Below are 25,205 nucleotides of genomic sequence, written 5' to 3' on the forward strand. Positions count from 1 at the left end.
CAGGACCGGGTTTGGAGAAAGTCAGTGAGCCAGCTTCCCGGCCAGTGACCGGCAGCGGGCCAGCGCGGGGGCACCGGCGCCCCGGTCGGCGACGGCGGTGGCGACGGCCAGCTGGGACCGGGCGGCGTCGTCGTCGCCGAGCAGGTGGTGCAGCCGGGCCACGGCCAGCGCGATCGGGCCGGCCACGCCGACGTGACCGATGGTGGCGATGCGGTGCGACACCGGGCTCAGCCGGTCGATCAGCTCCCGGGTATGGCGGCTGGTCCCCATCTCGGCGATCAGGTGCGCCAGCATGGTCAGCGTGCCGTAGGTCAGCCAGCTGGCGGTCTGTCGGGCGGCCAGGATCTCCCCGATCGTCCGGTCGGCCTCGGCCAACCGGCCCGCGGCGACATGCCCGGCCACCCGCGCCCAGGGCACGCTCGAGTGGTCGACCTCGGCCGGCCCGGCCGCCACCGCCCGCCCCTGGTTCCACTGCCCGGTGAGCGTCGCGATGTCGTAGACGCCGGGGCCGTAGAGCTCGGTCCGCCGGTGCAGCTCGTACGCGTGCCGGTAGGTCGCCCGCGCCTCGGCGAACTGACCGCGCCACAGGGCGATGCTGCCCTCGGCCCAGCGCAGCTGCGCCCGGGCGACCGGCAGCCGCAGCAGCTCGCAGCCCCCGACGCCGAGCCGCAGGTGCTTCTCGGCGGTGTCCACCTCGCCCGCGGTCAGCTCGGCCCAGCACAGCATGTTGTGGCTGAGCACCTCGTCGACACGTTCCTGGGTGTGCCGCACCGTGCTCAGCCGGCGCAGCAGGTCCTTCACCTCGGCCACCCGCGACACCACGCCGCAGAAGACCAGCGCCCGGGCCAGCAGGGCGTCGGCCAGCACGTCGGGATCGCCGGACTCCTCGGCCCGGGCCACGGCCCGCGCGCTGAGCCGGTCGGAGAGCGCGCCGTCGGGGTCGTAGCAGCTGCCCACGGCCAGCGCGGCGAGCACCCGGGCGTGCGCGGCCGGGTCGGCATCGACCAGCGGCTCGATCGACATCAGCCGGGTCAGCAGCGGCTGCGGGTCGGCGGTGTAGCTGACCCAGGGCCAGCCGCCGGCCGTACGCAGCAGCGCGCCGGCCAGTTTGCCCATCGAGGCGACCCGGCCCTCGCGCCCGGCCAGCAGCAGTTCGCCGTCGACCACGTCGAGCACCTTCTGGTCGCGGCCGGCCCGGGCCAGCGCGGCGACGTACGCGTCGAGCAGTTCGTCGCGCTCGGCGTCCGTGCCCGCGTGCACCGGCAGGTGCGGGAACACCTGCAGGGCGGCGTGCCACCAGTGCGCCGCCGCGTCCGAGTCCCACTGCCGTTCGGCCGCGCGGGCGGCGTCCCGGCAGGCCCGGTGCACCGGGGCCGGGTCGAGGTACGGCAGCGCGGCGACCAGATGCCCGGCCCGGCGGTCGACCGGGCCGGCCCCCGGCCCGGCGTCCAGCGCGTCGGCGACCCGGGCGTGCAGCCGGCGCCGGCGGACCGGCGGAATGCCGAGCAGCACCTCCTCGCGCAGCAGGGCGTGCCGGAAGACGTACGCGTCGGAGGCCGGCGAGACGTCGATCAGGCCGGCCTCGATCGCCTCGTCGAGCAGGTCGGCCAGCGGGTCGGGGGCCAGCCGCAGCACCGCGCGCAGCAGGTCGACCTCGAACGGGTCGCCGATGACCGCGGCGGTGCGCAGCAGGTGCAGGACGGCCGGCTCCACGTCGGCCAGCCGGCGGCCGAGCACCGCCCGTACGCTGCCCGGCAGCGCTCCGGCCGCGCGTTCGGCGGCGGGCCGGCGGGCGTACTCGCCGACGAAGAACGGGTTGCCGCCGGTACGCTCGGCCAGCTCGCGCACGTCGGCCTCGCTCAGGGCGTCGCCGCTGACCGAGGCGGCCAGGTCGGCCACCTCCTCCCGGGTCAGCGCCGGCACCTCGATCCGGCCGCCCCCGGCATGCCGGGACACCCCGGCCAGCAGTCGCTGCACGTCCGGCGTGATCTGGTCGTCGCGCAGGGCGAGCACGACCGCGGCCGGGCCGGCGCCGGCCACCGTGGCCAGCTGGGTCAGGAACCGCAGGGAGGCCGAGTCGGCCCACTGCACGTCGTCCACCAGCATCAGCAGCGGCACCGGCCGGGCCGCCTCGGCCAGGATCGCCGAGGCCCGGTCGGCGACGGCGAAGCGCGCCTCGTCGACCTCCAGCCCGCCGGGGACGGTGAGGACAGCGTCCGCGTCGGCGCCGAGCGAGCGCAGCAGCGAGCGGACCGGCCACCATGGCGGCAGGCCGTCGTCCTCGGGGCAGGCGACCCGGATCGCCCGGCCGCCGCCGTCCTGCCAGCGGGCCACCGCCTCCCCGGCCAGCCGGCTCTTGCCGATCCCGGCCGGACCGGTCAGCACCAGCCACCGCGGCCGCCCGGTGAGCGCCTGCTCCACCGCCTCGGCGATCACCGACAACTCATGCTTGCGCCCGATCAGCGGCCGGGCGCCGGCCACCGACCCGGACGACCGCGGCCGGGCATCGGCCATCGGCTCCGACGACCGCGGCCGGGCATCGGCCATCGGCTCCGACGGCCACGGCCGGGCATCGGCCATCGGCTCGGAGGACCGCGGCTGGACCGAGGAGGACACGGCGCCGGGCCAGCCCGCCAGGTCCGGATCCTGGCGGAGGATGGCCGCCTGCAGCTCGCGCAACGCCGGGCCGGGCTCGAGACCGAGCTCCTCGGCCAGCGCCGCGGCATGGTCACGGTAGGCGCCCAGCGCTTCCCCGGACCGCCCGGCCCGGTACAGGGCGATCATCCGCAGCCGGGCCGCCCGCTCGTCGAGGGGTGCGCTCGCGGCCAGCACGCCGGCCTGGCCGACCGCCTCCGGGATCCGGTTCAGCCCGAGCAGCGCCGTGATCAGGTTCTCGGCGCACTCGACGCGCCGCTCGTCCCGGGCCGCCGCCTCCGGCCGCACCCAGTGCTCGTCCCGGAGGTCGCCGAGCAGCGGCCCGCGCCACCGGTCCAGGCCGCGCCGGGCCGCGACGGCGCCGCCGGCCCAGTCCCCGTCGCGCACCGCGTCACGCGCCGCGTCGGCGTCGGCGAGGAACTCGGTCAGGTCCAGCCGGCCGTCAGCCGGCTCCAGGACGTACCCCGGCGCGCGCCGGGTGATCGGCGGTGGCGCGGCGTCGTCGGCGCGGAGGAGCCGGCGCAGATTCGAGAGGTACGCCTGCAGCGTCGCCACCGCGGTCGGCGGCGGATCGTGCTCCCACAGCGCGGCGGCCAGCCGGTCGGTGGACACCACCCGGCCGGCCTCAAGCAGCAGCACGGCCAGCACGGCGCGCTGCTTCGGCCCGCCGAGTTCCACCGCTCGCCCGTCGCGCAGCACTTCGAGGGGCCCGAGGACACGGTAGTGAAGCGGGTGCCGCATGGCGGACATCTCAGCACACTTCGGCCTCCGTCCCGTCCGGCCGGCGTCGATGCTGCCCCGCCGTCACCGCGCTTCTTCCCGCCCGCGCCCCCACCCAAGCTGGCGCGACGCTTTCACCACGCCTAACGTCGGTTCAATGCGGCGATTGACGCACTACGACGTGGTGGTCGTGGGCAGTGGCTTCGGGGGCAGCGTGAGCGCGCTGCGCCTGGCCGAGAAGGGTTACCGAGTCGGCGTGCTCGAGGCGGGGCGGCGGTTCACGCCCGACACCCTGCCCAAGACCTCGTGGGACCTGCGGAACTTCCTCTGGGCCCCGGCCCTCGGGCTACGCGGCATCCAGCGGATCACCCTGCTCAAGGACGTGATCGTGCTGTCCGCGGCGGGCGTGGGGGGTGGTTCCCTGGTGTACGCGAACACGCTCTACCAGCCGCCCGCACCGTTCTTCGACGACCCGCGCTGGTCCCGGATCACCGACTGGGCCACGGAGCTGGAGCCGTACTACAACCAGGCGACCCGGATGCTCGGCGTGACCGTGCAGCCGTCGATGACCCCGTCCGACGTGGTGATCCAGCAGGTGGCGCGGGACATGGGGGTGGGCGGGACTTTCCGGCGTACCCCCGTCGGTGTCTTCTTCGGCGAGCCGGGCAAGACCGTGCCGGACCCGTATTTCGGCGGTGCCGGCCCGGACCGCACGGGCTGCACCGAGTGCGGCAACTGCATGATCGGCTGCCGGGTCGGCGCCAAGAATCGGCTCGACGTCAACTATCTGCACCTGGCCGAAGGCGCGGGCGCGACGATCCACCCGGACACTACGGTGACGAGCCTGCGGCCGATGCCCGACGGGCGCTGGTGGGTCCGGACCAATCACGGCTACTACACCGCCGACGACGTGATCGTGGCCGCCGGGACGCTGGGCACGCAGCGGCTGCTGCACAGGATGAAGGACACCGGCGTGCTGCCGGGACTCTCCGACCGGCTGGGCGCGCTCACCCGCACCAACTCCGAGGCGTTGCTCGGCGCCGAGACCGAACGCGTACCCGACGAGCCGTTCTCGAACGGGGTGGCGATCACGTCGTCGTTCCACCCGGACGCCGACACCCACATCGAGCCGGTGCGGTACGGGCCCGGCAGCAACGCGATGGGCCTGCTCTCCACGATCCTGGTCGACGGTGACGGCCGGATGCCGCGCCCGGTCCGCTTCCTGGGGGCGGCGCTGCGCAATCCGGTGGTGTTCGCCCGGTCGTTGTCCACCCGGCGGTGGAGCGAGCGCACGATCATCGCGCTGGTCATGCAGACCCTGGACAATTCGCTGACGGTACGTAGGACCCGCACCGGCCGGCTGACAACCGGACCGGGCCACGGGCCGGCGAACCCGCGCTGGATCCCGGTCGGGCACGAGGCGGTGCGCCGGATCGCCGACCGGATCGGTGGCTATCCGGGTGGGTCGGTCGGCGACGTCTTCAACATCCCGATGACCGCGCACATCCTCGGCGGCGCCACCATCGGCGAGTCGCCCGAGGCCGGGGTGGTCGACGCGTACCACCGCGTTTTCGGATATCGCGGCCTGCACGTGATCGACGGTTCCGCGGTGCCGGCCAATCTGGGCGTGAACCCGTCGCTGACGATCACCGCGCTGGCCGAACGCGCGGTGGCGCTGTGGCCGAACAAGGGCGAACCCGACGAACGGCCGGCAATGGGCGCGCCCTATCGGTCGATCGCGCCCATCGCACCGAAGCAACCGGCCGTACCGGAACACGCTCCGGCCGCCCTCCGACTGGGTTGACCATTCCTACTGTGCCGGGCAGCACAGCCAGGCAAAGAAATGCGACATGCGGCGGCAGCAATTTGCACACTGATCATCGGCAAGACAGAATGCGTACCGACAGTCCGCATTCCTTGTCTGATGTGAAAATCGCCGTTACAGGAGCAGCCACACCATGGCCAAGCAGGTAATCACCCTTCTCACCGACGACCTCGATGGCGGCGAGGCAGACCGCACGGTTGAGTTCGGACTCGATGGGGTCAACTACACGATCGATCTCTCCGAAAAGAACGCCGGAAAACTGCGCAAGGCGCTCGACCCGTATCTGAACGTAGCGACCCGGGTCGGCCGGGCCGGCACCGACGCTCGCGTCCGCCGCGGATCGGCCAGCACCGGCCGGGCCAGCCGCGACCAGAATCAGGCGATCCGCGAGTGGGCGACCAAGAACGGTTACGAGGTCTCCGAGCGCGGCCGCATCCCGAGCTCCATCGTGGAGGCGTACCACGCCCGGCGATAGATTAATCGCCGATCTGCGACACTGAACGACGCCGCCGGTCCCCGGTGGCGTCGTTCCGCATTCCGCGACAGATGGGAAACCATGACCGTCGTCATCCTGACCGGCGCGTCGAGCGGCATCGGAGAGGCGACCGCGCTGCGACTCGGGCGTCCGGGAATGACCCTGGTGCTGGCCGCCCGGCGGGCACCGGAATTGACCGCGGTGGCCGAGCGGATCGAGGCGAATGGCGGCGCCGCGGTGACCGTACCGACCGATGTGCGCGATCCGGAAGCGGTGGCCGCGCTGATCGAACGGGCCCACGCGGTCACCGGGCGGATCGACGCTCTGGTGAACAACGCGGGCGTCGGAACCAAGCCATCGGTGCTGGCCGAGGAGCACAGCGTCGACCGGGCCATCGACGTCAACCTGCGCGCGCCGATCCGGCTGATGCGCGCCGTCGTCCCGATCATGGAGGCGCAGCGGGCCGGCACGATCGTCAACATCGGCTCGGTGGCCGGCGAGGTCGGCATCGGCGGCGTGTACTCGGCGACCAAGTTCGGGCTGCGGGGCATGACCGATTCCGTACGCCGGGAACTGGCCGGCACGGGGGTGCGGGTGACCCTGATCGAACCCGGCTACATCGCCACCCCGGGCAACGCGCACCGCACCGGACTGCCCGGCCCGGAGATCGTGGCGGCGGCCGTGGAACGTGCGCTGCGCCGGCCCCGGCGGCGGATCATCGTGCCGGTCAAGTACCGGGCGGCGGTGCTGGTCGCCCACGTCTTCCCGGCCATCGCCGACCGTGTCTACGCCGGCAAGGCGGCCACCAGGCGCTGATCGGCCTCTTCGATCGACCTGGTCATCCAGCTGAGCGCCTCGGTCGGGCCGACCGGGCTGGAGAACCAGTAGCCCTGGCCGAGCGGGCAGCCCAACTCGGTCAGCACCGCCCGGTGCTCCTCGGTCTCGATGCCCTCGGCGATCACGGTCAGGTTGAGCGAGTGGGCCAGTCGCACGATGCCGCCGACCAGGGTCACCTGCTGCGGGTCGTGGGTGATGTCGTCGATGAACGTCTTGTCGATCTTGACCACGTCGATCGGGCGCTGCCGGAGGTAGCCGAGCGACGAGTAGCCGGTGCCGAAGTCGTCGATGGCGATGCGTACGCCCATCTCCTGCAGCACCGCCAGATCGGCCCAGATCTGCTCGTCGTCGCCCATCAGCAGCGTCTCGGTGATCTCCAGCATCAGCGCGTTGGCCGGTACGTCGGCCCACTCCAGCGACAGCCGGACCTGCTCGACGAAGCCGGCCTGACGGAACTGCCGGACGCTCACGTTGACGCTGACGTAAGGGCGGCGGGCCCGGGGCAGGATGCGCCGCCACTGCGCCACGGTGTGCAGCGCCTGGTCGAGCACCCACTTGCCGATCGGGACGATCAGCCCGCTCTCCTCGGCCACCTCGATGAACTGGTCCGGGGCGATCACCCCGCGCTGCGGGTGGTGCCAGCGGACCAGCGCCTCGAAGCCGGCCGTGTGACCCGAACCCAGGTCGACGATCGGCTGGTACTGCAGCAGGAAGTGGCCCTCGTTGACGGCGTGGTCCAGGGCCGAGCGCAGCTCCAGCCGCTCGACCATCGCGCTGTGCAGGTGCGACTGATAGCGCCGCCACTGGTTCTTGCCCGCGCCCTTGGCCACGTACAGCGCCAGGTCGGCCTGCCGCAGCAGCTCGGCCGCGGTGTCGGCCTCGGGCGTCGTGGTGATGCCGACGCTGGCGTTGGCCTGCAGCGCGCCGCCGTCGATGAGGATCGGCTCGGCCAGCGCGGCCAGGATCCGGGTGGCCGTCTCCTCCACCGCCCCCGGGTCCTGCACGTTCTCGACCAGCGCGGCGAACTCGTCGCCGCCGAGCCGGGCCGCGGTGTCGTCGGCCCGCAGCGCGCCGGCGATCCGGTCGGCCACCGCCTGCAGCAGCTGGTCGCCGGTGGCGTGGCCGAGCGTGTCGTTGACGATCTTGAAGTCGTCGAGGTCGATGAAGAGCACGCCGACCACCGAGCCGTCCCGGGCGCCACGGGCCAGCGCGTGCTCCAGCCGGTCGGTGAACAGGGTGCGGTTGGCCAGACCGGTCAGCGAGTCGTGGTAGGCCTGGTGGGTCAGCTCGCGCTCGAGGCGGCGGCGGTCGGTCACGTCCCGCATGGTGATCACCAGGCCGGCCACGCTCTGGTCGGCGCGCAGGTCACGGCACTGCAGCTCGACCGTCACCTCGGTGCGTCGCCGGTCCTGGGCCCGGAAGTCCTGCCCGTCGGCCTGGGCCTGGCCGGCCCGCACGGCGGCGAGCAGGTCGGCCAGGCGGCGGCGGTCGACCGGGTGGATCACCGAGTGGATGTCCACGCCCACCGGGTCGTTGCCCAGCACCGGGCCGGCCGACGGGCTCGCGTACCGGACCCGGTCCTCCTCGTCGACGATCAGGATCACGTCCGAGGTGTTCAGCACGAGCGTACGGAAATAGGTCTCGCTGTTGCGCCGGGTCACCTCCTGGCTCAGCGCGATCCGCTCCAGCGCCAGCGCCACCTGGGTGGCCAGCACCTCGAGCGACTGCTGGAGCCCGGTCAGCGCCCAGCGCGGCCCGCCCACGTGCAGCACACCGACCAGCGGGTCACCGGTCGGGCGGTCGGCCAGCACCAGCGGGCAGCGCAGCACGGTGCTGAAGTGGGTCAGCCGGATCGCGACGGCCCAGTCCACCTCCCGGGTGGCGACCAGCCGGGCCGAGGTGCCCGCGGCCCGGTCGTGCGCGGCCTGGGCGGCGGCCGGGCCGGTCAGCGGCTCGTCCGGTTCGGCGATGGCCATGGCCAGGACCACCCCATGGGGTACGTCCGCGGGAAGCAACTGCGCCACCGCGGTACGCACGGCCGCGCCGACCTCGTCCGCGTCCGCCGCCGACACCAGCGCGGCCGACGCCTCGCGCAGCCCACGCTCCCGGGCCACGGCGAGCCGGTAGCTGGTCATGATGCCGGCCATCCGGGCCAGCACCAGCAGGAAGGACACGGCACTGAGCGCACCCAGCACCATCAGGTTGGGTACCTCGCCGCGCCGGCCGACCTCGACGATCAGCACGGTCGGCGCGACCAGCGAGGCCAGCGCGAGCAGGGCCAGCCGCAGCCGGCCCAGATCGCCGTCGCGCACCGCGGCCGGACGGGTCAGCTGGACCATGGACGGGTGCAGGGCCGCCAGCCCGGCCGCGGCGTAGAACGGGATCCGGCCGAACGCGGCCAGGAAACCCAGGTGGTCGCCGGGCACCACGAGGTCGTAGCCGATGTCGGCGACCAGCATCCCGGCCAGGCCGGCGCCGAGCAGGGCCGCGGCGGCGATCCGCCGGTTGGTGGTGGTGAGCAGCCGGGTCAACATGGCCAGACAGAGCAGATCGCCCAGCGGGAACGCGACCGACACCCACTCCGCCGCACGGCTCATGTCGGCCCTGCTCAGGTGCGGGGCGATCGCGTAGGCCCAGGCCAGCAGGGCCGCACCGGACGTGACGGTGAGCGCGTCGAGCACCCCGCCGCGGTCCCGGGCGCCACCCGTACGCGCCCGCACGAACATCAGCAGCACCAGCGCGAACAGTGGATACGCGGCGATCAGCAGGCCCTCGCCGGCGTCCGCCACCCAGGCGAGTGAACCGGTCAGTCCGTCCCGCTCGCCGAACGCCGCGCCGCCCAGGCCGGACAGCGCGATGGTGAGCTGGAGGAGCCGCCACGGCAGGTTCCGGGCGGGCCGGCGGTGGCGTAGCCCCAGCCCCACGGCCACCACCGCGGACGTGGCCGCGACCAGCCGGATCGGCGTCCGCAGGCCCGGCTCGAGCAGGAAGACGCCGGCGAGCACCGCCATCCACGCCCCGAAGAGCGCCGCGGCCCAACGTGCCGGCATGTGCTCCTCCTCGGCCCGGACTTTGTCGGCCCCCTGATCGGTCGCGCCTCCGGCCATCTGAGCGAAACTTGCTCCGTGCACACCGACTTCGTCCGCTCACACACCCGTCCCGCGCCGGCGCCGTTCGTACCCGAGGTGACCCTGCATCAGGCCACCGAGCCGATCAGCCTCTGGGAGAGCACCGAGGCCGGTGGGGCCGGTGAGCAGCCGCCGCCGTTCTGGGCGTTCGCCTGGGCCGGCGGGCAGGCGCTGGCCCGCTACGTGCTCGACCATCCGGCCGAGGTCGCCGGGCGTACCGTCCTCGACCTGGCCACCGGCTCCGGCCTGGTCGCGATCGCGGCCGTGCGGGCCGGAGCGGCCCGGGTCACGGCCAACGACATCGACCCGCTGGCGCTGGCCGCCGCGGCCGCCAATGCCACCGCCAACCAGGTGGATCTGGTGCTGACCGAGGGCGATCTGCTCGACTCGGACCAGCGGTTCGACGTGATCCTGGCCGGCGACGTCTGCTACAGCCGGGAGATGACCGGCCGGGTGCTGCCGTTCCTGCGCCGGGCGGCCGGGCTCGGCGCGCTGGTGTTGCTCGGCGACCCCGGCCGGGCGTACCTGCCGGCCGGGCTGACCGAGCGGGCGGCCTACGACGTGCCGGTGGCCGAGTCGCTGGAGAGCGTGCCGGTCCGGCACACCAAGGTGTGGGAGGTTTCGTGATCGAGGCGTATCTGTCGGCCGCCCGCGCCGTGTCCGGGCTGCTGCACTCGCCCGCGGTGGACGTCATGTGGGAGCAGCCGTCGGCGCTGACCGGCTTCCGGGTCAGCGGCCTGGCCGGCCATCTGGCCCGCGCCGTCTTCACCGTCGAGGGCTACCTGGCCGCCCCGCCGCCCGTGGCCCCCGAGCTGGTCACCGCCGAGATCTACCTCTCGGTCATCGGCGCGCTGACCGACGACGACAACCGGCGGATCGTCGACCGCGGCGAGGCCGACGCCGGCTCCGGCCCCGACGACCTGCGTGAGCGCTACGACGCCGCGCTGGGCCGCCTGGGTATGGTCCTGCCCACCCTGCCGCCGTCGCATCCCATGCCGATGTTCGGCGGCAACGTCCTCCCGCTGCGGGACTGCCTGGTCACCCGCCTGGTCGAGCTCCTCATCCACGCCGACGACCTGGCCGTGAGCCTCAACGTCGCGACACCGGCCTTCGCCGACGAGGCCACCGAGCCGGTCCTAGCCCTGCTGCTCGGCCACGCCCACCGGCGGCACGGCACGGCCGCCCTGCTCCGCGCCTTCACCCGGGCCGAGCGAGCCGCCCCGATCCCGGCCTTCTGAACCCGGACCGAGCGAGCCGCCTTCCGCGCCCGGGCCGCTGAGCCCGCCCTGCGTTTCGCCGGGCCGGCCCCGGCCGTCGTCCGGGCCGCTCTTTTTCCGGCGCGGCAGGTGCCCGGCGGCGCCGCTGGTCCGGCCGCCGCGGCGCAGCAGCAGGGCCGCCGCCCACCCCAGCGCGACCGCCACCGGTATCCACATCGGGTTGACCAGGCGCGGCTCCTGCGAAATCAGCGGATGGGCCACCACCAGCGCGAACCCGCTCAGCCCGACCAGGATCCACAGCACCGCCGCCCGTCGCATCCGCACCGCCAGCACCAGGATCGCCAGCGCGACCGAGGCCATCGCCCCGGGGTCGTGCGCGGTCTCGGAGAGCCAGCGACGCCAGAATTTCACGTTCGCGTGCGCGAGGTAGCCCAGCGGATCAGCGACGTCCGGCTTCTTGAAGTGGATGGTCGCCATGTCCTGGATGGTCTCGTTCAGCGACGGCAGGTGCCAGACCGAGCTGACCACGGCCCAGCCGATCAGTACGACCGCCGCGAGCCCCGCCGTCAGCAGTGGTAGTCCTGGGCGGTATTCGGGCCCCGGATACCGCCCAGGGCTACCACTAAGCCTTTCGGCGCCCGGATACCGCCCGGGCCCACCACTCGGCCCTTCGGGGCCCGGATACCGCCCGGGGCTACCGCTGGGTATTTGGGCAGCGCGCGATGGGCGGCGGGGCGGGACGGCGACCACCAGGCTGGCGGCGAGCAGGGCCAGGGCCACGGCCAGGCCGGAGGCCGACCGGACGGCGAACAGCCAGGCCAGACCGGCGGCGGCCACGGCCAGGCCGAGCCGCCGCCCCCGCCAGGTGAGCATCGCGCCGAGCAGCACCGCGAAACACCCGGCGAGCGTTCCGCCTTCCACCAGCATGCGGGTCATCCAGAAGCCCGACGGCAGCAGCAGCAACGCCGCCGACGCCACCAGGCCGGCCAGGCGCAGGCCGGTGGCCAGCCACACCGCCAGGTAGGCCAGCAGCATCGCGATCAGGGCCAGGACCAGGGTCGCGGCCACCATTCCGGTCCACGCCCCGAGCGCCGCGACGAAGGGCGCGGCGAACAACGGATAACCGGGGCGGGAGTGGAAGATCGCCTGGTAGCGGGGTGAGGCCACGATGGCGTACGTCCGGCAGCCGTCCTTGCCGCCCTGCGCGACCGACGCCCGGTTGATGTCGCGGCAGAGCTCCCGGCCCGCGACCGACGCCGCCGTGGCCGGGTCGACGCCCGCGAAGATCTGAGCCTGACGCATGTACCAGTAGCTGTCGCCGGACGCGACCCGGTCCGGTCCGTCCACCCGCAGGAGGAACACCGGCACCGCGACCAGGACCAGCAGGATCGGCCAGCAGAGCTCGGCAAGGCGGCGTCGCACGGACAAAGGCTAGCCAAGTATGCCGAGGACACCGAGGCCATCGTCGACAATGGCATCGGGTGTCGGCCAGACGGCCGGGTCCTCCCGCGCGGTCCGGCGCGAGCGCATCAGGATCGCCTTCGCCACTTCGGCCCGGCGGGCGCACAGCACGTCTCGTTGGAAGCTGTCGCCGACGAACCAGCAGTCGGTCGCGGCCACGCCCAACTCGCCGGCGGCCAGCCAGATCATCTGCGGGTTGGGCTTCCGGACCCCGACCTCGTCGCTGTAGATCTGCGTCGTGAAGAACTTTCCGACCCCGGCCGAGGCCAGGAAGTCTCGATGCGCCGCGCCGGAGAGGGTGTTGCTCACCACCGCCATCGGGATGCCACGGCCGGCCGCGGCCGAGAGCAGCGCCGGGATGCCGGGCCGCAGGGCCCAGTTGTGGCGCCAGGCCCAGTCGTAGCTGAGGCGCTTCACCGCACCGCGTACCCGGACCTGAGCCGAGCTCGGCCACCCGCCCAGGACGAACCGCTCCCACACCTCGGCCTGCGGCAGCTCGTCCGGATGGTCCTCGTCGCGCCAGCGGGCGTAGGCCGCGGCCGCCTCGGTCAGCCGGCGCTGGATCTCACCCGGCGTGAGCACGCCCCCGGTCAGGTTGTAGACCCGCAGCACCAGCTCGGGCGGCGCGTCCCGGGACGGCGGCGCCTCGGCGAGCACTCCGCCGAAGTCGAGCAGCAGTGCGGCGGGGGTCACCGGTTGCCGTTGACGCCGAGGGTCCAGGCGCGGACGCCGCCGAGGATGCCGGCCGTGTTGGGCACGACCACAACGTCGTCGCCCATCCGGGCCAGCTGCGTCGGCGTGATCAGGCGCGAGTTGCCGCCGCCGAGATAGAGCCGGTCCCAGAGGTAGACCGGGCGCAGACCCTCGACGACGTTGCGGACCCGGCGCGACCAGAGCGCGTCGCCCAGCCGGCGCCGCTCGTGCTCGCCGATGTACGTGTCGTAGCTCATCCCCCAGCGCACCGGCGCCTGGGACATCTCCATGTGCGGGGCCAGCTTGCCGCCGTCGAACAGCGCGCAGCCCAGTCCCGTACCCAGCGTGATCATCAGCTCGCAGCCGGTGCCCGCGACGACTCCGGCGCCGTGCACCTCGGCGTCGTTGAGCACCAGGGTGGGCAGCCCGAACGCCTCGGCCAGGGCGGTCCGCGCGTCGAACCCGTGCCACACGTCGACCAGCTCGGGGTCGACCTTGGTCCGCGGCCCGCTGCGCGTCACATAGTGCGGCGTGGCGACCACGACGCCGTGCCTGAGCATGCCCGGCATGCCGACCGTGACGCGATCGGCCTGCGGCAGACGCGTACCCAGCTCCACCAGGGTCTTCACGAAAAGATCGGGAGGCAGAGGGTACGGCGTGGGCACGCGCAACGGCTGCGCCCGCATCGTGCCGGCGTCGTCGAGGACGGAGCCCTTGATGCCGCCACCACCGCAGTCGATCGTCAGGGTGAATGCCACCTGAACAGTGTCGCCCACCGGCCGGAACGCCGCGAGTAGGGTCGGCGCCGATGAGAATCACCACGCGCAACGCGAGTTTCCAGCAGTGGCAGGCGTTGCTCACGAACCGCACCAAGCGGCAACGATCGGGCACGTTCCTGGTGCAGGGTGTGCGGCCGATCACGCTGGCCGCCTCGTACGGGTGGACGATCGAGACCCTGATCCACTCCGCTTCGTCGGCCCTGTCCACCTGGGCCCGGGAACTGATCGCCGACACCGGGGCGACCGCGGTGGCGATGGCCCCCGAGCTGGTGGCCGAGCTGGCCGAGAAGGACGAGGCGGAGATGGTCGCCGTGGTCCGCCGCCCGCCCGACGACCTGAACCGGATCACCGCCGGCCCGCGCCTGCTCGTGGTCGTCTTCGACCGCCCGTCGACGCCGGGCAACATCGGCACGCTGGTCCGGTCGGCCGACGCGTTCGGCGCCTCGGGCGTGATCGTCACCGGGCACGCGGCCGACCCCTACGACCCTCGGGCGGTACGGGCCAGCACCGGCTCGCTCTTCGCCCTGCCGGTGGTCCGGGCCGATTCGCACCAGCAGGTCCTCGACTGGCTGGCCGGCTTCTCCTCGCCCGACTCCCCCCTTTCCTCGCGCGGGGAGGCGCCGGCGGCCGCGCTCGGCCTGCGGATCGCCGGGACCGACGAGCACGGACCGGTCGACGTGGCCGACTACGACCTGACCGGCCCGCGCGTGCTGCTCATCGGCAACGAGACAACCGGCCTGTCGGCGGGCTGGCGGGAAGCGGCCGACGACATGCTGCGCATTCCGATCACCGGCGCCGCCAGCTCGCTCAACGCCGCCGCCGCGGCCACCGTCGTGCTCTACGAGGCCGCCCGTCAGCGCAAGGTCAGATGAGCCCGCAGCGCATCGCGTACGCCACGACGTGCGACCGGTTCCGCAGCCCGTGCCGCCGCATGATCCCGTAGATCACGTTCTTCACCGTCCGCTCGGAGAAGCACAGCTTCTTCGCGATCTCCTCGGTGACCAGCCCGTCGGCCAGCAGCCGGATGACGTCGATCTCGCGCGCGGTGAGACCCGAGTTGGTGACCACGTTCTGGCTGACCATGTCCCGGCGCATCTGCGCGATGTGCCCGAGCAGGCTGCCGACCATGCTCGGCGGCATCACACCCCCACCCGAGAAAACCACCTCGACGGTACGCATGAGCAGCTCGGCCGTGACCGACCCCTGGTCGAGGACGGCGAAGACCCGGCAGTCGACCGCGGCCAGCAGTTCCGGCTCGGCCAGGTCGGCGCAGACGAGCACCACCGGTGTACCGGCGTCGGCGGCGAAGTGCCGCAGCATGGTGAACGCCACCGCGCTCATGCTCTCCACGGACATGACCAGCACGTCGGCGTCGTGCCGGTCGCCGACCAGCTCGATCTCGTCCGGCGACTCGGCCGACAGCAGGTTGGCCAGGCCGATGCGGCCCAGCGCATCTTCCGCGTGCACCGCGACCCGGACCGTCAACCCCTCCGCCTCCCCGCCCTAGGTAACTACTGCCCTACTAGCGACGGATGGGTGACCCGGATCGTTCAACGGCGGCGGCTACTTTCAGATCAGGCCCGCTCGCAGGGCGTAGGCGACGGCGTGTGAGCGGTTGCGCAGCCGCAGCCGCTGGGTGATGCCGTACAGCACGTTCTTCACGGTCCGCTCGGAGTAGTGCATCTCCCCGGCGATCTCCTTGGTGTCGAAACCCTCGGACACCAGCCGGAGCACGCCGATCTCACGCAGGCTGAGTTCGCCGTCGTCCCACCCACGGTCGATCATCTCGTTGGCCTCGGCCGCGGCCAGGGCCACGCCGCCGGCGGCGGCCACGACGTACTCGCGCAGGATCTCGGGGGAAACAGCCGAGCGGGGCACGACCGCGACCACGCCGTACTCGATGGCCTTGAGCAGCTCCGACTCGGCACAGGCGCCACAGACCAGCACGACCGGGCAGCCGAGGTTGCCGGTCAGCAGCCGCAGGGTCGACGAGATCTCCGGGCTGAGCCGGCCACAGGCGACCACCAGCACATCGAGGTCGGCGCCGTCCAGACTCGACCGGACACTGATACCGTCCGCTGAACGCAGGCAACCGGTGACGCCGGCCCGGCTGATCGGGTCCGAGGCGTGGATGCCCACGCGAACTACGGCAGCGGGGGCCATCGAGTTCCGGTTATGCCTCAAAGGTGCCCCTTCGTCTCTGATACGTGGCTTTAGAGGAAAGAATTGAACGCCGAGTACCTTGTCTTCTACTTAGGAGGCTAACTTGCCTGCATGATCGACTCAGACCGCCTGGGTGTCCACCGCGCACCAGCCCCCAGCGGCGGCCAGCTCCAACGACCCAGCGGACGCCCCGATTCAGAGGCGCTGGCGGTCGTCCAGCGGACCGCGTCGGTGGTCGCCGACCGGCCCGTGGCGCTGGCAGAGGCGTTCTACCAGCACCTTTTCCAGCTCGCCCCGGGAGTCCGGTCGATGTTCCCGGCCGATATGACAGCCCAGAACGACAAGCTGTGCCGGGCCCTTTTCCAGTGCGTACGGGCATTGTCCAGCAACGACCGCGAGGCGACCGACATGGAGATCGCGCTCCGCCGGCTCGGCGCCCAGCACGCCAATCGTTACGCGGTGTTGCCCGAGCACTATCCGTACGTCGGACACGCGCTGGCCCGCGCGGTCCGGGACCTGTCCCAGGACTGGAGCACCACGTGCACGTCATCGTGGATCTGGATCTACACCTGGATGAGCGAGCACATGCTGGCCGGCAGCGAACGCTGACCACGTGCTGGTCGGGGTGTGCGCGACCGGGCAACCGGACTTCGGCGGCCGCGCCTCCTCGGCTGGGGCGCGCGTGACCGGGCAACCGGTTCGCGACAGCTCCCGCGCCTCGTCGTCGAGGTAGAAGTTGGGCCGCTGATCGGCCTCGTGGTAATAGCGGTGGAAGACCGGGGTGGCCGCGCCCGACATCGGCGGCACGATCCACGTCCAGTCGGCCGGAACCTGACGGCCGGCCTTCTCCTCGCGGCGTACGTGCTCCAGGAACCGGGCGGTCTCGGTGTGATGGTCGGTGATCTTCACCCCGGCCTGGGCGAACGAGTGCAGCACGGCCCGGTTCAACTCGACCAGGGCGCGATCGCGCCACAGGGTCGTCTCGGACGAGGTGTCCAGCCCCATCCGGGCGGCCATCAGCGGCAGCAGGTTGAACCGGTCGGCGTCGGCCAGGTTGCGGGCCCCGATCTCGGTGCCCATGTACCAGCCGTTGAACGGGGCGAACGGGTAGTTGATACCACCGATGTTCAGCCGCTGGTTGGCGATCGCCGGCACCGCGTGCCACCGCAGCCCGAAGTCGGCGAACCAGGGGTACTCCGGGTGGGTCAGCCGCACCTCGAGCACGGCGCTGGGCGGCAGGTCGTAGAGGCGTACCCCGAAGCCGGGCACCTCGATGGCCAGCGGCAGCACGTCGAACGGCGTACCCGCGCCCTTCCACCCGAACCGGTTCATCGACGCGGTGAACTCCACCTGCCCCGGATCGCCCAGCACCGAGCCGTCCGCCTGGCGATAGCCGGCGTACCGGATGAGCTGCTCGTTCCACACGCGAGCGATCGGCCGCCCCGGCACCGCCGGCGCGAAGACGCTGATCACCGAGCGGATCGCGCCCCGGCGAGAGTTGTGCCCGTCCAGCCGGACGTCGGTGCCGCCGGCGATCTCCAGGTGCCGGACCAGCGCGGCATAGATCTCATTGGGGGTACGCGCGCGGCGCCGATCGACCACGTGCAGGCTGCGCCAGTAGAGCCGCCCCACACACCGGCTGGCGTTACGCCACGCCATCTTCGCACCGTGTGACAATTCGGTCGCGGTGTGCACATAGGAACCGGTACGGTGGATCTCCTCACGCACCTGATTCAAGCGCGGCGCCACCGGCCCGGCGTCCGGGTTCTCGGCGTGAAACTGCCGGAGGAAGTCCTCGGCCTCGTCGACATCCACGGGCGCTGCCGGGTCCCACTGCTCGGTGGGATGGTCGCGGTAACCGGGCGTACCCATAGTGTCTGCACCCTGTCCTCTGTTCGGTCCCGAGCTGATCGATCTTGACCGCGTAAACAGGAGATTGTCGAAATGTTCCACAATCAATAGACACAGTGGGCACAAGGCTGGCCCGAAAGTACCTCCGCGCCGGAGTTCAGTGAACCTCGTCGGCCCACGTACGCCAGTTGTCGATGACACCGTGCAGGGCCGGGGTCAGCCAGCCCGGCGCCGACCGCCGGAAAACCCCCGGCTCCATCCCGCCGGCCCCGTCCGGCAGGGCGCCGACCAGGTGCGGGACCAGTTCGCTGAGGTTGGCCCAGTGCACCAGCTCGGGCTCGGCGGGCCACGCGCCCAGAACCACCCCCGCGGGTACGCCCCGGCGGGCCAGCGCCTCCAGCGTCAACGCCGTGTGATTGAGCGTGCCCAGTCCCGCCCGCGCCACGACGACGGTACTGACCCCCAGCGTGGTGGCCAGATCGGCGAGGGTCCAGGCCTCCCCCGACGGCCGCACGCCCATCGGCACCAGCAGCCCGCCGGCCCCTTCGACGAGCACCAGATCATGCCGTGCCGCCTCGGCCCGGACCGCGTCCACCACCTCGTACAGTTCCAGCGGCGCCATCTCGGCCACCTTGGCCGCGGCCAGCGGCGCCAGCGGTTCCGGGTAGCTGGCCAGGGTCTTCGCGGTATGCGGCGCGGCCAGACGCTGCACCAGGTCGATATCGGTCGGCCCGCCCAGCGCCGTACCCGTCTGCCCCGGTTTGATCACCGCGACCCGCAGTCCCGCCGCCTCGGCGGCAGCCGCGATCGCCGCCGTGACAATGGTCTTCCCGACGTCGGTGTCGGTGCCGGTGACCAGCACGATCCCGCGCCACTCGGGTCCTTCGGCCGGTTGCGGGCGGGCGGCGGGCTCGGGCGCCTGCGCCTCCAACTCGGCCTCGATCTCTTCGCTGAGCTGCTCGGCCGCCTCCGGCGCGGCCATCTCGCCGCCGCCGTCCCCGGGCGCCGGCGACACCGGCACCACCGGACCCGGCCCTGGTACTCCCGGCCCGGGCTGCTCCGGCCCGGGCACTCCCGGCCGGGGCTCCTCCGTTCCGGGCTCGCCCCACCCAGGTTGGTCTGGCCCGGGCGCTCCCGGCGCGGGCACGACCGGCGCGGGTTGCCCGGGTGTGGGCACGACCGGCGCGGACACCTCGGGCGCCGACGCACCAAGCGCGGACTCCCCGCGCACCACCGCGGCAGGCTCGACGCCTATTTCCCGGCCGGACTCTCCTCGTTCCACCACGGCAGACTCCGGAGACGTTCCCCGCGCCGACTCCCCGCGCGCGGCTGTCGTGGACTCCTCCCCGAGCCGGGTCGCGACCGACTGCGGAGCCTGCTCGGCGTCCGCATCCATCCGTTCTCCCGCGACGACCCGGATCTCGCCACCGTCGGCCGCCGAGCCATCGATCGGGCGCGCATCGGCCGCCACACCCTCCATCGGGCGCACATCGGCCGCCACACCCTCCATCGGGCGCGCGTCGGCCGGCTCGTCCCACCGGCCGGCGGGCGGCGCGAAGTTCGGCTTGGCCACCCCGGGCGCGCTCGGAGTCGGCACCAGGATGGCGGCCGGCTTCCGGCGGGACACGACGGGTTGCGGCACGGTCCACGCCGACCGTCCCACCGACCACGACGTTCGCCGGGAGTCACCCACTCCGAGCTGTCGCGACGCCGTCCCCGGCAACGCGTGCCCCCGCGACGCCGGCCGCGGCGACGCCGGCCTGGTCGACGCCGGCCGTGCCACACCGGACGACGTCGAGCCCGCCCGCGCGGCAACCGAGGAGGATCCCGCCCCCACAGCCGTAGTCCCGGCGGCCGGCGAGGCGGAAGCGCGGGCTCCGGCGGTTTCGGACCCACCCGAGGGCGGCGAATCGGCCGGTGTCACTCCGGTCGGCGAACGCTCAGCGGAACTCACCGCAGCAGGCGCAGACGGAGGTTCCGCGGCAGGCGGCGGCTCGGGGGGCGGCGGCACTGAATCCGGGTCCGGGGGGCGGGTCGGGGTCATGGGGCGCACTCCACGATCACGTCGAGGGCTCGGGTGAAATCCCGGTCGGGGACACCCGCGTTGAGGGTCAGGCGCAGGCGGCTGGAGCCGTCCGGGGTGGACGGTGGGCGGAAGCAGCCCACCGCCACACCGCGGTCACGGCAGTCGGCCGCCCAGCTCAGGGCCACCTCCGGGCCCGGCGCCGGCACCGACAGCACGCCGGCGGCGGGGCGGGTCACGGCGAAGCCGGCCTCGGTGAGGCGGTTCACGGTCAGGTCGGCCCGGGCGGCCAGGAGGGCGCGGCGGTCGTCGGCGGACCGGGCCACGTGCAGGGCCCCGTGAACGCCGGCCACGATCGCCGGCGGGAGCGCCGTGTCGTAGATGAACGTGCGACTGGTGTCGATCAGGTGGCGGATCACCTGGGCGGGGGCGGCGACGACGCCGCCGGCGCCGCCCAGGGACTTGGACAGGGTGGCGGTGACGACCACGTCGGGGAGGCCGGCCAGGCCGGCCGCGACCACACCGCCGGCGCCACCGGGGCCGAGCAGGCCGAGCGCGTGCGCGTCGTCGACCAGCAGCCGGGCGCCACGCGCCGACGTGACCTGGTGCAGGGCGGCCAGCGGGGCCAGGTCGCCGTCGACCGAGAACACCGACTCGGTCACCACCACGGCGTCCCGGCCGGGGTGGGCGTCGAGGATCGCGGCGACCGCGGACGGGTCGGCGTGCGCGGCGACGATCACGTCGGCGCCGGACATCTTGCAACCGTCGATCAGCGAGGCGTGGTTGTACGCGTCCGAGACGATCAGGTCGCCCCGGCCGGCCAGGGCCCGGACGGCGCCCAGGTTGGCCAGATATCCGGAGGAGAACACCAGCGCGCCGCCGGTGCCCAGCCAGGCCGCCAGGTCGTGTTCGAGGGCGGTGTGCGCGGCGGTCGATCCCCGCACCAGACGCGAACCGGTTGCCCCCAGCCCGTACGCGGACAGGGCCTGAGCGGAAGCAGCGACCACCGCGGGATGGACGGCCAGGCCGAGATAGTCGTTGCCGGCCAGATCGACGACGTCGTCGCCGGGCGCGCGCGGCCGCAGCTCGCGGGTGAGCCCGGCCTTGGCACGGCCGCGGGCGAGACGCTCCAGCGCCGCCAACCAGCCCGCCAAAACCAGACCTCGCCTTCGCCGGAGGGAGCCACGTGTAACAGCCCGGATCGGCAAACTATCACTCAGCGGCAGGGGTACCGCCGAGCTGTAGGGTACGGACATGGCAGAGATCCTCGACCGGGCTCGCGCCCAGGTTCTCACGGACGGTGTCGGGCTGGACGAGTCGTCGATCCTCGAGGTGCTGCGGCTGCCCGACGACGACCTGCCCGAGCTGCTGCAGCTGGCCCACGACGTACGCATGAAGTGGTGTGGCCCTGAGGTCGAGGTCGAGGGCATCGTCTCGTTGAAGACCGGCGGCTGCCCCGAGGACTGCCACTTCTGCTCCCAGTCGGGCCTGTTCACCTCACCCGTGCGGGCGGTCTGGCTGGACATTCCGGCCCTGGTCGAGGCGGCCCGGCAGACCGCTGCCACCGGTGCGACCGAGTTCTGCATCGTCGCCGCCGTCCGCGGCCCCGACCAGCGCCTGATGGACCAGATGCGCGAGGGCGTTAAGGCGATCCGCGAGGCGGTCGACATCCAGGTCGCGGCCAGCCTCGGCATGCTGTCCCAGGCGCAGGTCGACGAGCTGGCCGAGATGGGTGTGCACCGCTACAACCACAACCTGGAGACGTGCCGTTCCTTCTTCCCGAACGTGGTGACCACCCATTCGTGGGAGGAGCGGTTCAGCACACTGGAGATGGTGCGGGCGTCCGGCATGGAGGTGTGCTGTGGCGGCATCCTGGGCCTGGGCGAGACCGTCGAGCAGCGGGCCGAGTTCGCGGCCCAGCTGGCCCAGCTCGACCCGCACGAGGTGCCGCTCAACTTCCTCAACCCGCGTCCCGGCACGCCGCTGGGCGACCGCGCGGTGGTCGAGGGCAAGGACGCGCTACGCGCGATCGCGGCGTTCCGCCTGGCCCTGCCGAGAACGATCCTGCGCTACGCCGGCGGCCGCGAGATCACCCTGGGCGACCTGGGCACGCGCGACGGCCTGCTCGGCGGCATCAACGCCGTGATCGTCGGCAACTACCTGACCACGCTGGGCCGCCCCGCGACGGCCGACCTGCAGTTGCTGACCGAGCTGAAGATGCCGGTCAAGGCCCTGTCGGCGACGCTGTGACCGCCCCCGCCGTGACCTTCTGCGACCGCTGCGGCGAAACCCTCACCGCCGGTGACCACTCCGCGTGCACAGCGGCCCGGGCGTTCGAGCCGCCCCGCTACTGCCCGCAGTGCCGCCGCCGCATGAAGGTCCAGGTCGTCCCGACCGGCTGGACCGCCGCCTGCGTCGAACACGGCGAGACCCACTCCTGATGCCGCCCGCGTCGTTCCCCAGCCCCTTTCCGCCACGGCTTCCGGCACGGCTTCCGGCACGGCTTCGACCACGGCTGAGCGCGCGGGGCTGATCTTCGATGGGCTGGTCGAGACTGCGCGGCCGGGCGGTGACGCTGCGTTTCGCCGAGCCGGCCGACGTCCCCGCCCTGGTCCGCATCCGCGAGACCCCCGAGGTGCACTCACGGTGGCGCGGCGAGGACCTGACCGCGGAGATCGGTGCGGCGATCGCCGACCCCGACCTGGGCTTCTATGTCATCGAGCACAACGCCCGGGTGGCCGGCGCCATCCAGTGGTCGGTGGAGAACGACCCCGACTACCACCACGCCAGCATCGACATCTACGTCGACCCGGCCCTGCACGGCCAGGGCGTAGGCACCGACGCCGTCCGTACCCTGGCCACCCACCTGATCGACGACGAAAACATCCATCGCCTGGTCATCGACCCCGCCGCCGACAACGCACCGGCGATCCGGTGTTACGAAAAGGTCGGCTTCCGCCCGGTCGGCATCATGCGCCAATACGAACGCGACGCCACCGGATGGCACGACGGCCTCCTCATGGACCTCCTGGCCGCCGACCTGATCCGCGACCGATGACCAAATTCAAGGTCAAGCGGTCGTAGCTGGGTGGGTGGTTCAGACCGCTGCTCACGCCGAGGGTCGCTTCGCTCCACGTGCGTAATTGGTCACCCTCCCAAACCCGGGTCCCGTCCATTACGTGCGCTCGCCCTCGATGCGCCAGACGGCCTCGATCGCGTGGTGGGTGTCCCAACGCGCCGCGTTCCGAGGTAGTCGCCGCGCGGAGGCGGTCAACCGGCGCGGCCGTGCGGGGTGCGGGAGTCGGGGGCGTCGGCGGTGGCAGTGGCGGGAGCGCCCGGGACCGGAAGGGTGACGGTCAGCATCGAGCCGTCGCGGTCGGTGGGGGCCGCGTTGAGGCGGCGGAGGGTGCGGAGCATGGCTGTGTTGTCGGCCGGCACGTGCACCACCACGGCGGCCAGAGCGCTGCGGCCGGCCCAGGTGAGCAGGCGGCGGAGCAGGGCCGTGCCGACGCCGCGGCGTTGCCAGGCGTCTTCGACGAGGAGCGCGGCCTCGGCCAGGTCGCCCTCGGCCAGCAGGGTGGCAGTGGCGACTGCGTGGTCGTCGTGCACGGCCAGGAGGGTCAGGCCGCCGGTCGGCTCGAGCTGCTGGCGCAAGCGGGTGTCGGAGGGCACGCCGGCGGGGTAGCGGGCCGAGCGGACAGCAGCGGAGCAGCGGGCGTGCAGGCGGCGGACCGCCTCGGTGTCGTCCCGGCCGGCCGGGCGGATCAGCAGCTCGTCGCCGGACGGCAGCAGCAGTGTGGCCTGGGTGTCGGTGGCGCGCAGGAGGGCGCCGCTCAGCTCGAGCAGCGCCTGCGCCCGGGCGAACTCGGCCGGTGTGAAGGCCGGCGCCGACCGCAGCACCTCGAACGCTCCGCCGGCCGGGTCGGCCAGGGTCATCCGGCGCGCGGTGAAGGAGGACGCCGAGCCGGTCGGCCGCCACCGCACCTCGGTCGCGTCGAGCAGCCCGGACAGGGACTCGCCGAGCGCGTCGGGGTCGTGGGCGAGCCGCCCGGCCAGGGCCAACGCCCGGGTCGGCTGGTCGGCCAGCCCCTGCGCCTCGGCCCGGGCGACGAAGGCGTCCCGGCCGCGGCCGCGTTCGACGGCGGCCAGCAGGTCGCGCTCGGACATCGTGTCGGGCGCGTCGACCAGGAAGTCGTCGACCGCACCGGCCTCGGTGGTGTGCACCTGGACGGCCAGGATGTTGACTGACTTGAGCGCCAGGCTCGCGGTCAGCACGGACAGGTAACCCGGGCGGTCGTCAACGGTCGCCCTCACTCGCCACAGCGCCATGTTCGCCTCCTAGGAGAAGCCCCGCGAAAAAGCCACGGACGAGGCTCGCGGGAAACCCACGGCGGGAGACCCGCAGGGAGACCCCAGCAGGAAACCCGCAACGAGCCCCTGGCGGGGAACTCTCGCGGGGGACCCGCAAGGAGACCCCGGGCCGGAAACCCGCAGAGCCCCCGGCCGGAGACCCCGCGGGAGACCCGCAGGGATCCCGCGGGAGACCCGGCAGGGAGACCCGCGGAAATCCGCCGCGGGAAGCCCGCGGAAGAAGCCCCGATCCGAAGCCGAATCTAAGCGTGCCGCGCCGGTGTTACCTCGGCATTGCGCCAGGTCGACGTCTTATGAGGGGTCAGTCACAGCCGATGCGACCGGTGGGACGCCGGCCTGGTCGAGGCGGTCGCCGAGAATCACGGCGGCGGCGCGGACGAGCTGGCCGACCCGGTCGACCTCGGTGGTGTGGAAGGTGCCGGACGCATCGTCCTCACGAGCGATCACGAGCACCAGGCCGGCCCGGCCGAACGGGGCGACCGCGTACTTGGTGCCGTCGGGGCCGGTCATCGGCCGGGGGCGCAGCGGGGTGACCTCGGGCAGCTGCATCGGGGTGGGTGCGCGCCAGCTGGCGTACGCGATGGTCGGCTCGCTCACCGACGGCTGTGACGCCCAGTCGGCCGGCACCACGACGGCCGCCGCCCAGTCGGCCGCGAGCAGCCCGGGCACCGCGTCGATCAGAGTGGCCAGCCCGTCGGCGGGGTTGGCCGCGACCTGGGCCAGCAGCTCGGCGTCGTGGCCGCCGGAGACGGGCGCGCCGATCGCCTTCCACACACCGTCGACCTGGACGCCGGGGATGGCGGCGAGGCCGGCCATCAGCCGGTCGACACGGGCGGCGCCCGGCCAGACCACGGTGAAGTCGTCCACCGCGCGGCCGCCGAGACGCTCCAGCACCACCACCTGCACGATGTCGGCCCCGGCGACGCCCAGCGTGCGGGCCACCTGGCCCAGCGCGCCCGGCCGGTCCGGCAGGGTGACGCGAACCCGCAGCAACATCAAGCTCCCCT

Annotated in this window: 22 protein-coding genes; 10 read left to right on the forward strand and 12 right to left on the reverse strand. The window is 72.9% G+C overall.

Annotation, left to right across the window (positions count from 1 at the left end):
- Positions 1 to 21 precede the first annotated feature (21 nt).
- Entirely contained in the window at positions 22 to 3,396 is a 3,375-nt protein-coding gene (locus ACGFIO_RS08605; protein WP_392823826.1) for a BTAD domain-containing putative transcriptional regulator, read from the reverse strand.
- A gap of 136 nt (positions 3,397 to 3,532) precedes the next feature.
- On the opposite strand from ACGFIO_RS08605, the gene ACGFIO_RS08610 reads away from it, so the two are divergent.
- From ACGFIO_RS08610 to ACGFIO_RS08620, 3 genes are all read left to right on the forward strand, one after another.
- Complete coding sequence (locus ACGFIO_RS08610; protein ID WP_392823828.1) at positions 3,533 to 5,179, forward strand: GMC oxidoreductase; 1,647 nt, start codon at positions 3,533 to 3,535, stop codon at positions 5,177 to 5,179.
- 154 nt (positions 5,180 to 5,333) lie between these two features.
- Entirely contained in the window at positions 5,334 to 5,675 is a 342-nt protein-coding gene (locus tag ACGFIO_RS08615; protein WP_392823831.1) for an Lsr2 family protein, read from the forward strand.
- 81 nt (positions 5,676 to 5,756) lie between these two features.
- Positions 5,757 to 6,491, forward strand: a complete 735-nt coding sequence (locus ACGFIO_RS08620) for an SDR family NAD(P)-dependent oxidoreductase (RefSeq protein ID WP_392823832.1) — start codon at positions 5,757 to 5,759, stop codon at positions 6,489 to 6,491.
- Here ACGFIO_RS08620 and ACGFIO_RS08625 read toward each other — a convergent pair.
- Positions 6,461 to 9,562 (reverse strand): EAL domain-containing protein, encoded by a 3,102-nt coding sequence (locus ACGFIO_RS08625; protein WP_392823834.1) that lies wholly within the window; start codon positions 9,560 to 9,562, stop codon positions 6,461 to 6,463. The two genes, ACGFIO_RS08620 and ACGFIO_RS08625, sit on opposite strands and share 31 nt — an antisense overlap.
- Positions 9,563 to 9,619: 57 nt before the next feature.
- On the opposite strand from ACGFIO_RS08625, the gene ACGFIO_RS08630 reads away from it, so the two are divergent.
- Both ACGFIO_RS08630 and ACGFIO_RS08635 read left to right on the forward strand, forming a co-directional pair.
- The gene (locus ACGFIO_RS08630) at positions 9,620 to 10,267 is read left to right on the forward strand and encodes a class I SAM-dependent methyltransferase (RefSeq protein WP_392824350.1); all 648 of its coding nucleotides are present in this window, start codon (positions 9,620 to 9,622) and stop codon (positions 10,265 to 10,267) included.
- Positions 10,264 to 10,878: a maleylpyruvate isomerase N-terminal domain-containing protein gene (locus ACGFIO_RS08635; RefSeq protein WP_392823836.1), complete on the forward strand. Its 615-nt coding sequence runs from the start codon at positions 10,264 to 10,266 to the stop codon at positions 10,876 to 10,878. The genes ACGFIO_RS08630 and ACGFIO_RS08635 overlap by 4 nt, the downstream gene beginning before the upstream one ends.
- On the opposite strand, the gene ACGFIO_RS08640 is transcribed toward ACGFIO_RS08635, so the two are convergent.
- The 3 genes from ACGFIO_RS08640 to ACGFIO_RS08650 are packed head-to-tail and all read right to left on the reverse strand — an operon-like array spanning position 10,777 to position 13,769.
- On the reverse strand, positions 10,777 to 12,279 hold the full coding sequence (locus ACGFIO_RS08640; protein ID WP_392823839.1) for a hypothetical protein: 1,503 nt from the start codon (positions 12,277 to 12,279) through the stop codon (positions 10,777 to 10,779). The genes ACGFIO_RS08635 and ACGFIO_RS08640 overlap by 102 nt on opposite strands.
- A gap of 9 nt (positions 12,280 to 12,288) precedes the next feature.
- Positions 12,289 to 13,011, reverse strand: a complete 723-nt coding sequence (locus ACGFIO_RS08645; RefSeq protein ID WP_392823840.1) for an HAD family hydrolase — start codon at positions 13,009 to 13,011, stop codon at positions 12,289 to 12,291.
- On the reverse strand, positions 13,008 to 13,769 hold the full coding sequence (locus ACGFIO_RS08650; RefSeq protein ID WP_392823842.1) for an ROK family protein: 762 nt from the start codon (positions 13,767 to 13,769) through the stop codon (positions 13,008 to 13,010). The genes ACGFIO_RS08645 and ACGFIO_RS08650 overlap by 4 nt, the downstream gene beginning before the upstream one ends.
- A 50-nt stretch (positions 13,770 to 13,819) precedes the next feature.
- On the opposite strand from ACGFIO_RS08650, the gene ACGFIO_RS08655 reads away from it, so the two are divergent.
- Entirely contained in the window at positions 13,820 to 14,662 is an 843-nt protein-coding gene (locus ACGFIO_RS08655) for a TrmH family RNA methyltransferase (RefSeq protein ID WP_392823845.1), read from the forward strand.
- On the opposite strand, the gene ACGFIO_RS08660 is transcribed toward ACGFIO_RS08655, so the two are convergent.
- Positions 14,655 to 15,275: a LuxR C-terminal-related transcriptional regulator gene (locus ACGFIO_RS08660; RefSeq protein WP_392823846.1), complete on the reverse strand. Its 621-nt coding sequence runs from the start codon at positions 15,273 to 15,275 to the stop codon at positions 14,655 to 14,657. The two genes, ACGFIO_RS08655 and ACGFIO_RS08660, sit on opposite strands and share 8 nt — an antisense overlap.
- Positions 15,276 to 15,359: 84 nt before the next feature.
- Positions 15,360 to 15,929, reverse strand: a complete 570-nt coding sequence (locus ACGFIO_RS08665; protein WP_392823848.1) for a response regulator transcription factor — start codon at positions 15,927 to 15,929, stop codon at positions 15,360 to 15,362.
- 135 nt (positions 15,930 to 16,064) lie between these two features.
- Between ACGFIO_RS08665 and ACGFIO_RS08670 the strand changes: the two genes are divergently transcribed.
- Complete coding sequence (locus ACGFIO_RS08670; protein ID WP_392823849.1) at positions 16,065 to 16,562, forward strand: globin domain-containing protein; 498 nt, start codon at positions 16,065 to 16,067, stop codon at positions 16,560 to 16,562.
- On the opposite strand, the gene ACGFIO_RS08675 is transcribed toward ACGFIO_RS08670, so the two are convergent.
- The 3 genes from ACGFIO_RS08675 to ACGFIO_RS08685 all read right to left on the reverse strand — a co-directional run bounded on the left by ACGFIO_RS08675 (position 16,500) and on the right by ACGFIO_RS08685 (position 20,981).
- Positions 16,500 to 17,825 (reverse strand): nitric oxide synthase oxygenase, encoded by a 1,326-nt coding sequence (locus ACGFIO_RS08675; protein ID WP_392823852.1) that lies wholly within the window; start codon positions 17,823 to 17,825, stop codon positions 16,500 to 16,502. The genes ACGFIO_RS08670 and ACGFIO_RS08675 overlap by 63 nt on opposite strands.
- 136 nt (positions 17,826 to 17,961) lie before the next feature.
- Entirely contained in the window at positions 17,962 to 18,735 is a 774-nt protein-coding gene (bioD, locus tag ACGFIO_RS08680; protein WP_392824352.1) for a dethiobiotin synthase, read from the reverse strand.
- A 1,109-nt stretch (positions 18,736 to 19,844) separates the two neighbouring features.
- The gene (locus ACGFIO_RS08685; RefSeq protein WP_392823853.1) at positions 19,845 to 20,981 is read right to left on the reverse strand and encodes an 8-amino-7-oxononanoate synthase; all 1,137 of its coding nucleotides are present in this window, start codon (positions 20,979 to 20,981) and stop codon (positions 19,845 to 19,847) included.
- A 100-nt stretch (positions 20,982 to 21,081) separates the two neighbouring features.
- On the opposite strand from ACGFIO_RS08685, the gene bioB reads away from it, so the two are divergent.
- The 3 genes from bioB (at position 21,082) to ACGFIO_RS08700 (ending at position 22,885) form a co-directional block, all read left to right on the forward strand.
- The gene (bioB, locus tag ACGFIO_RS08690; RefSeq protein WP_392823856.1) at positions 21,082 to 22,077 is read left to right on the forward strand and encodes a biotin synthase BioB; all 996 of its coding nucleotides are present in this window, start codon (positions 21,082 to 21,084) and stop codon (positions 22,075 to 22,077) included.
- Positions 22,074 to 22,268, forward strand: coding sequence for a hypothetical protein (locus tag ACGFIO_RS08695; protein WP_392824389.1), 195 nt, complete (start codon positions 22,074 to 22,076; stop codon positions 22,266 to 22,268). Before bioB ends, ACGFIO_RS08695 begins: the two co-directional genes overlap by 4 nt.
- Before the next feature lie 98 nt (positions 22,269 to 22,366).
- On the forward strand, positions 22,367 to 22,885 hold the full coding sequence (locus tag ACGFIO_RS08700; RefSeq protein WP_392823859.1) for a GNAT family N-acetyltransferase: 519 nt from the start codon (positions 22,367 to 22,369) through the stop codon (positions 22,883 to 22,885).
- A gap of 212 nt (positions 22,886 to 23,097) precedes the next feature.
- On the opposite strand, the gene ACGFIO_RS08705 is transcribed toward ACGFIO_RS08700, so the two are convergent.
- Positions 23,098 to 24,156 carry a GNAT family N-acetyltransferase gene (locus ACGFIO_RS08705; protein WP_392823861.1) on the reverse strand — a complete coding sequence of 353 codons (1,059 nt, stop codon included), beginning with the start codon at positions 24,154 to 24,156 and terminating at the stop codon, positions 23,098 to 23,100.
- Positions 24,157 to 24,489: 333 nt separating this feature from the next.
- The gene (locus tag ACGFIO_RS08710) at positions 24,490 to 25,194 is read right to left on the reverse strand and encodes an amino acid-binding protein (protein WP_392823863.1); all 705 of its coding nucleotides are present in this window, start codon (positions 25,192 to 25,194) and stop codon (positions 24,490 to 24,492) included.
- Positions 25,195 to 25,205 lie beyond the last annotated feature (11 nt).

Source organism: Actinoplanes sp. NPDC049265, assembly GCF_043197135.1.
GTDB lineage: Bacteria > Actinomycetota > Actinomycetes > Mycobacteriales > Micromonosporaceae > Actinoplanes.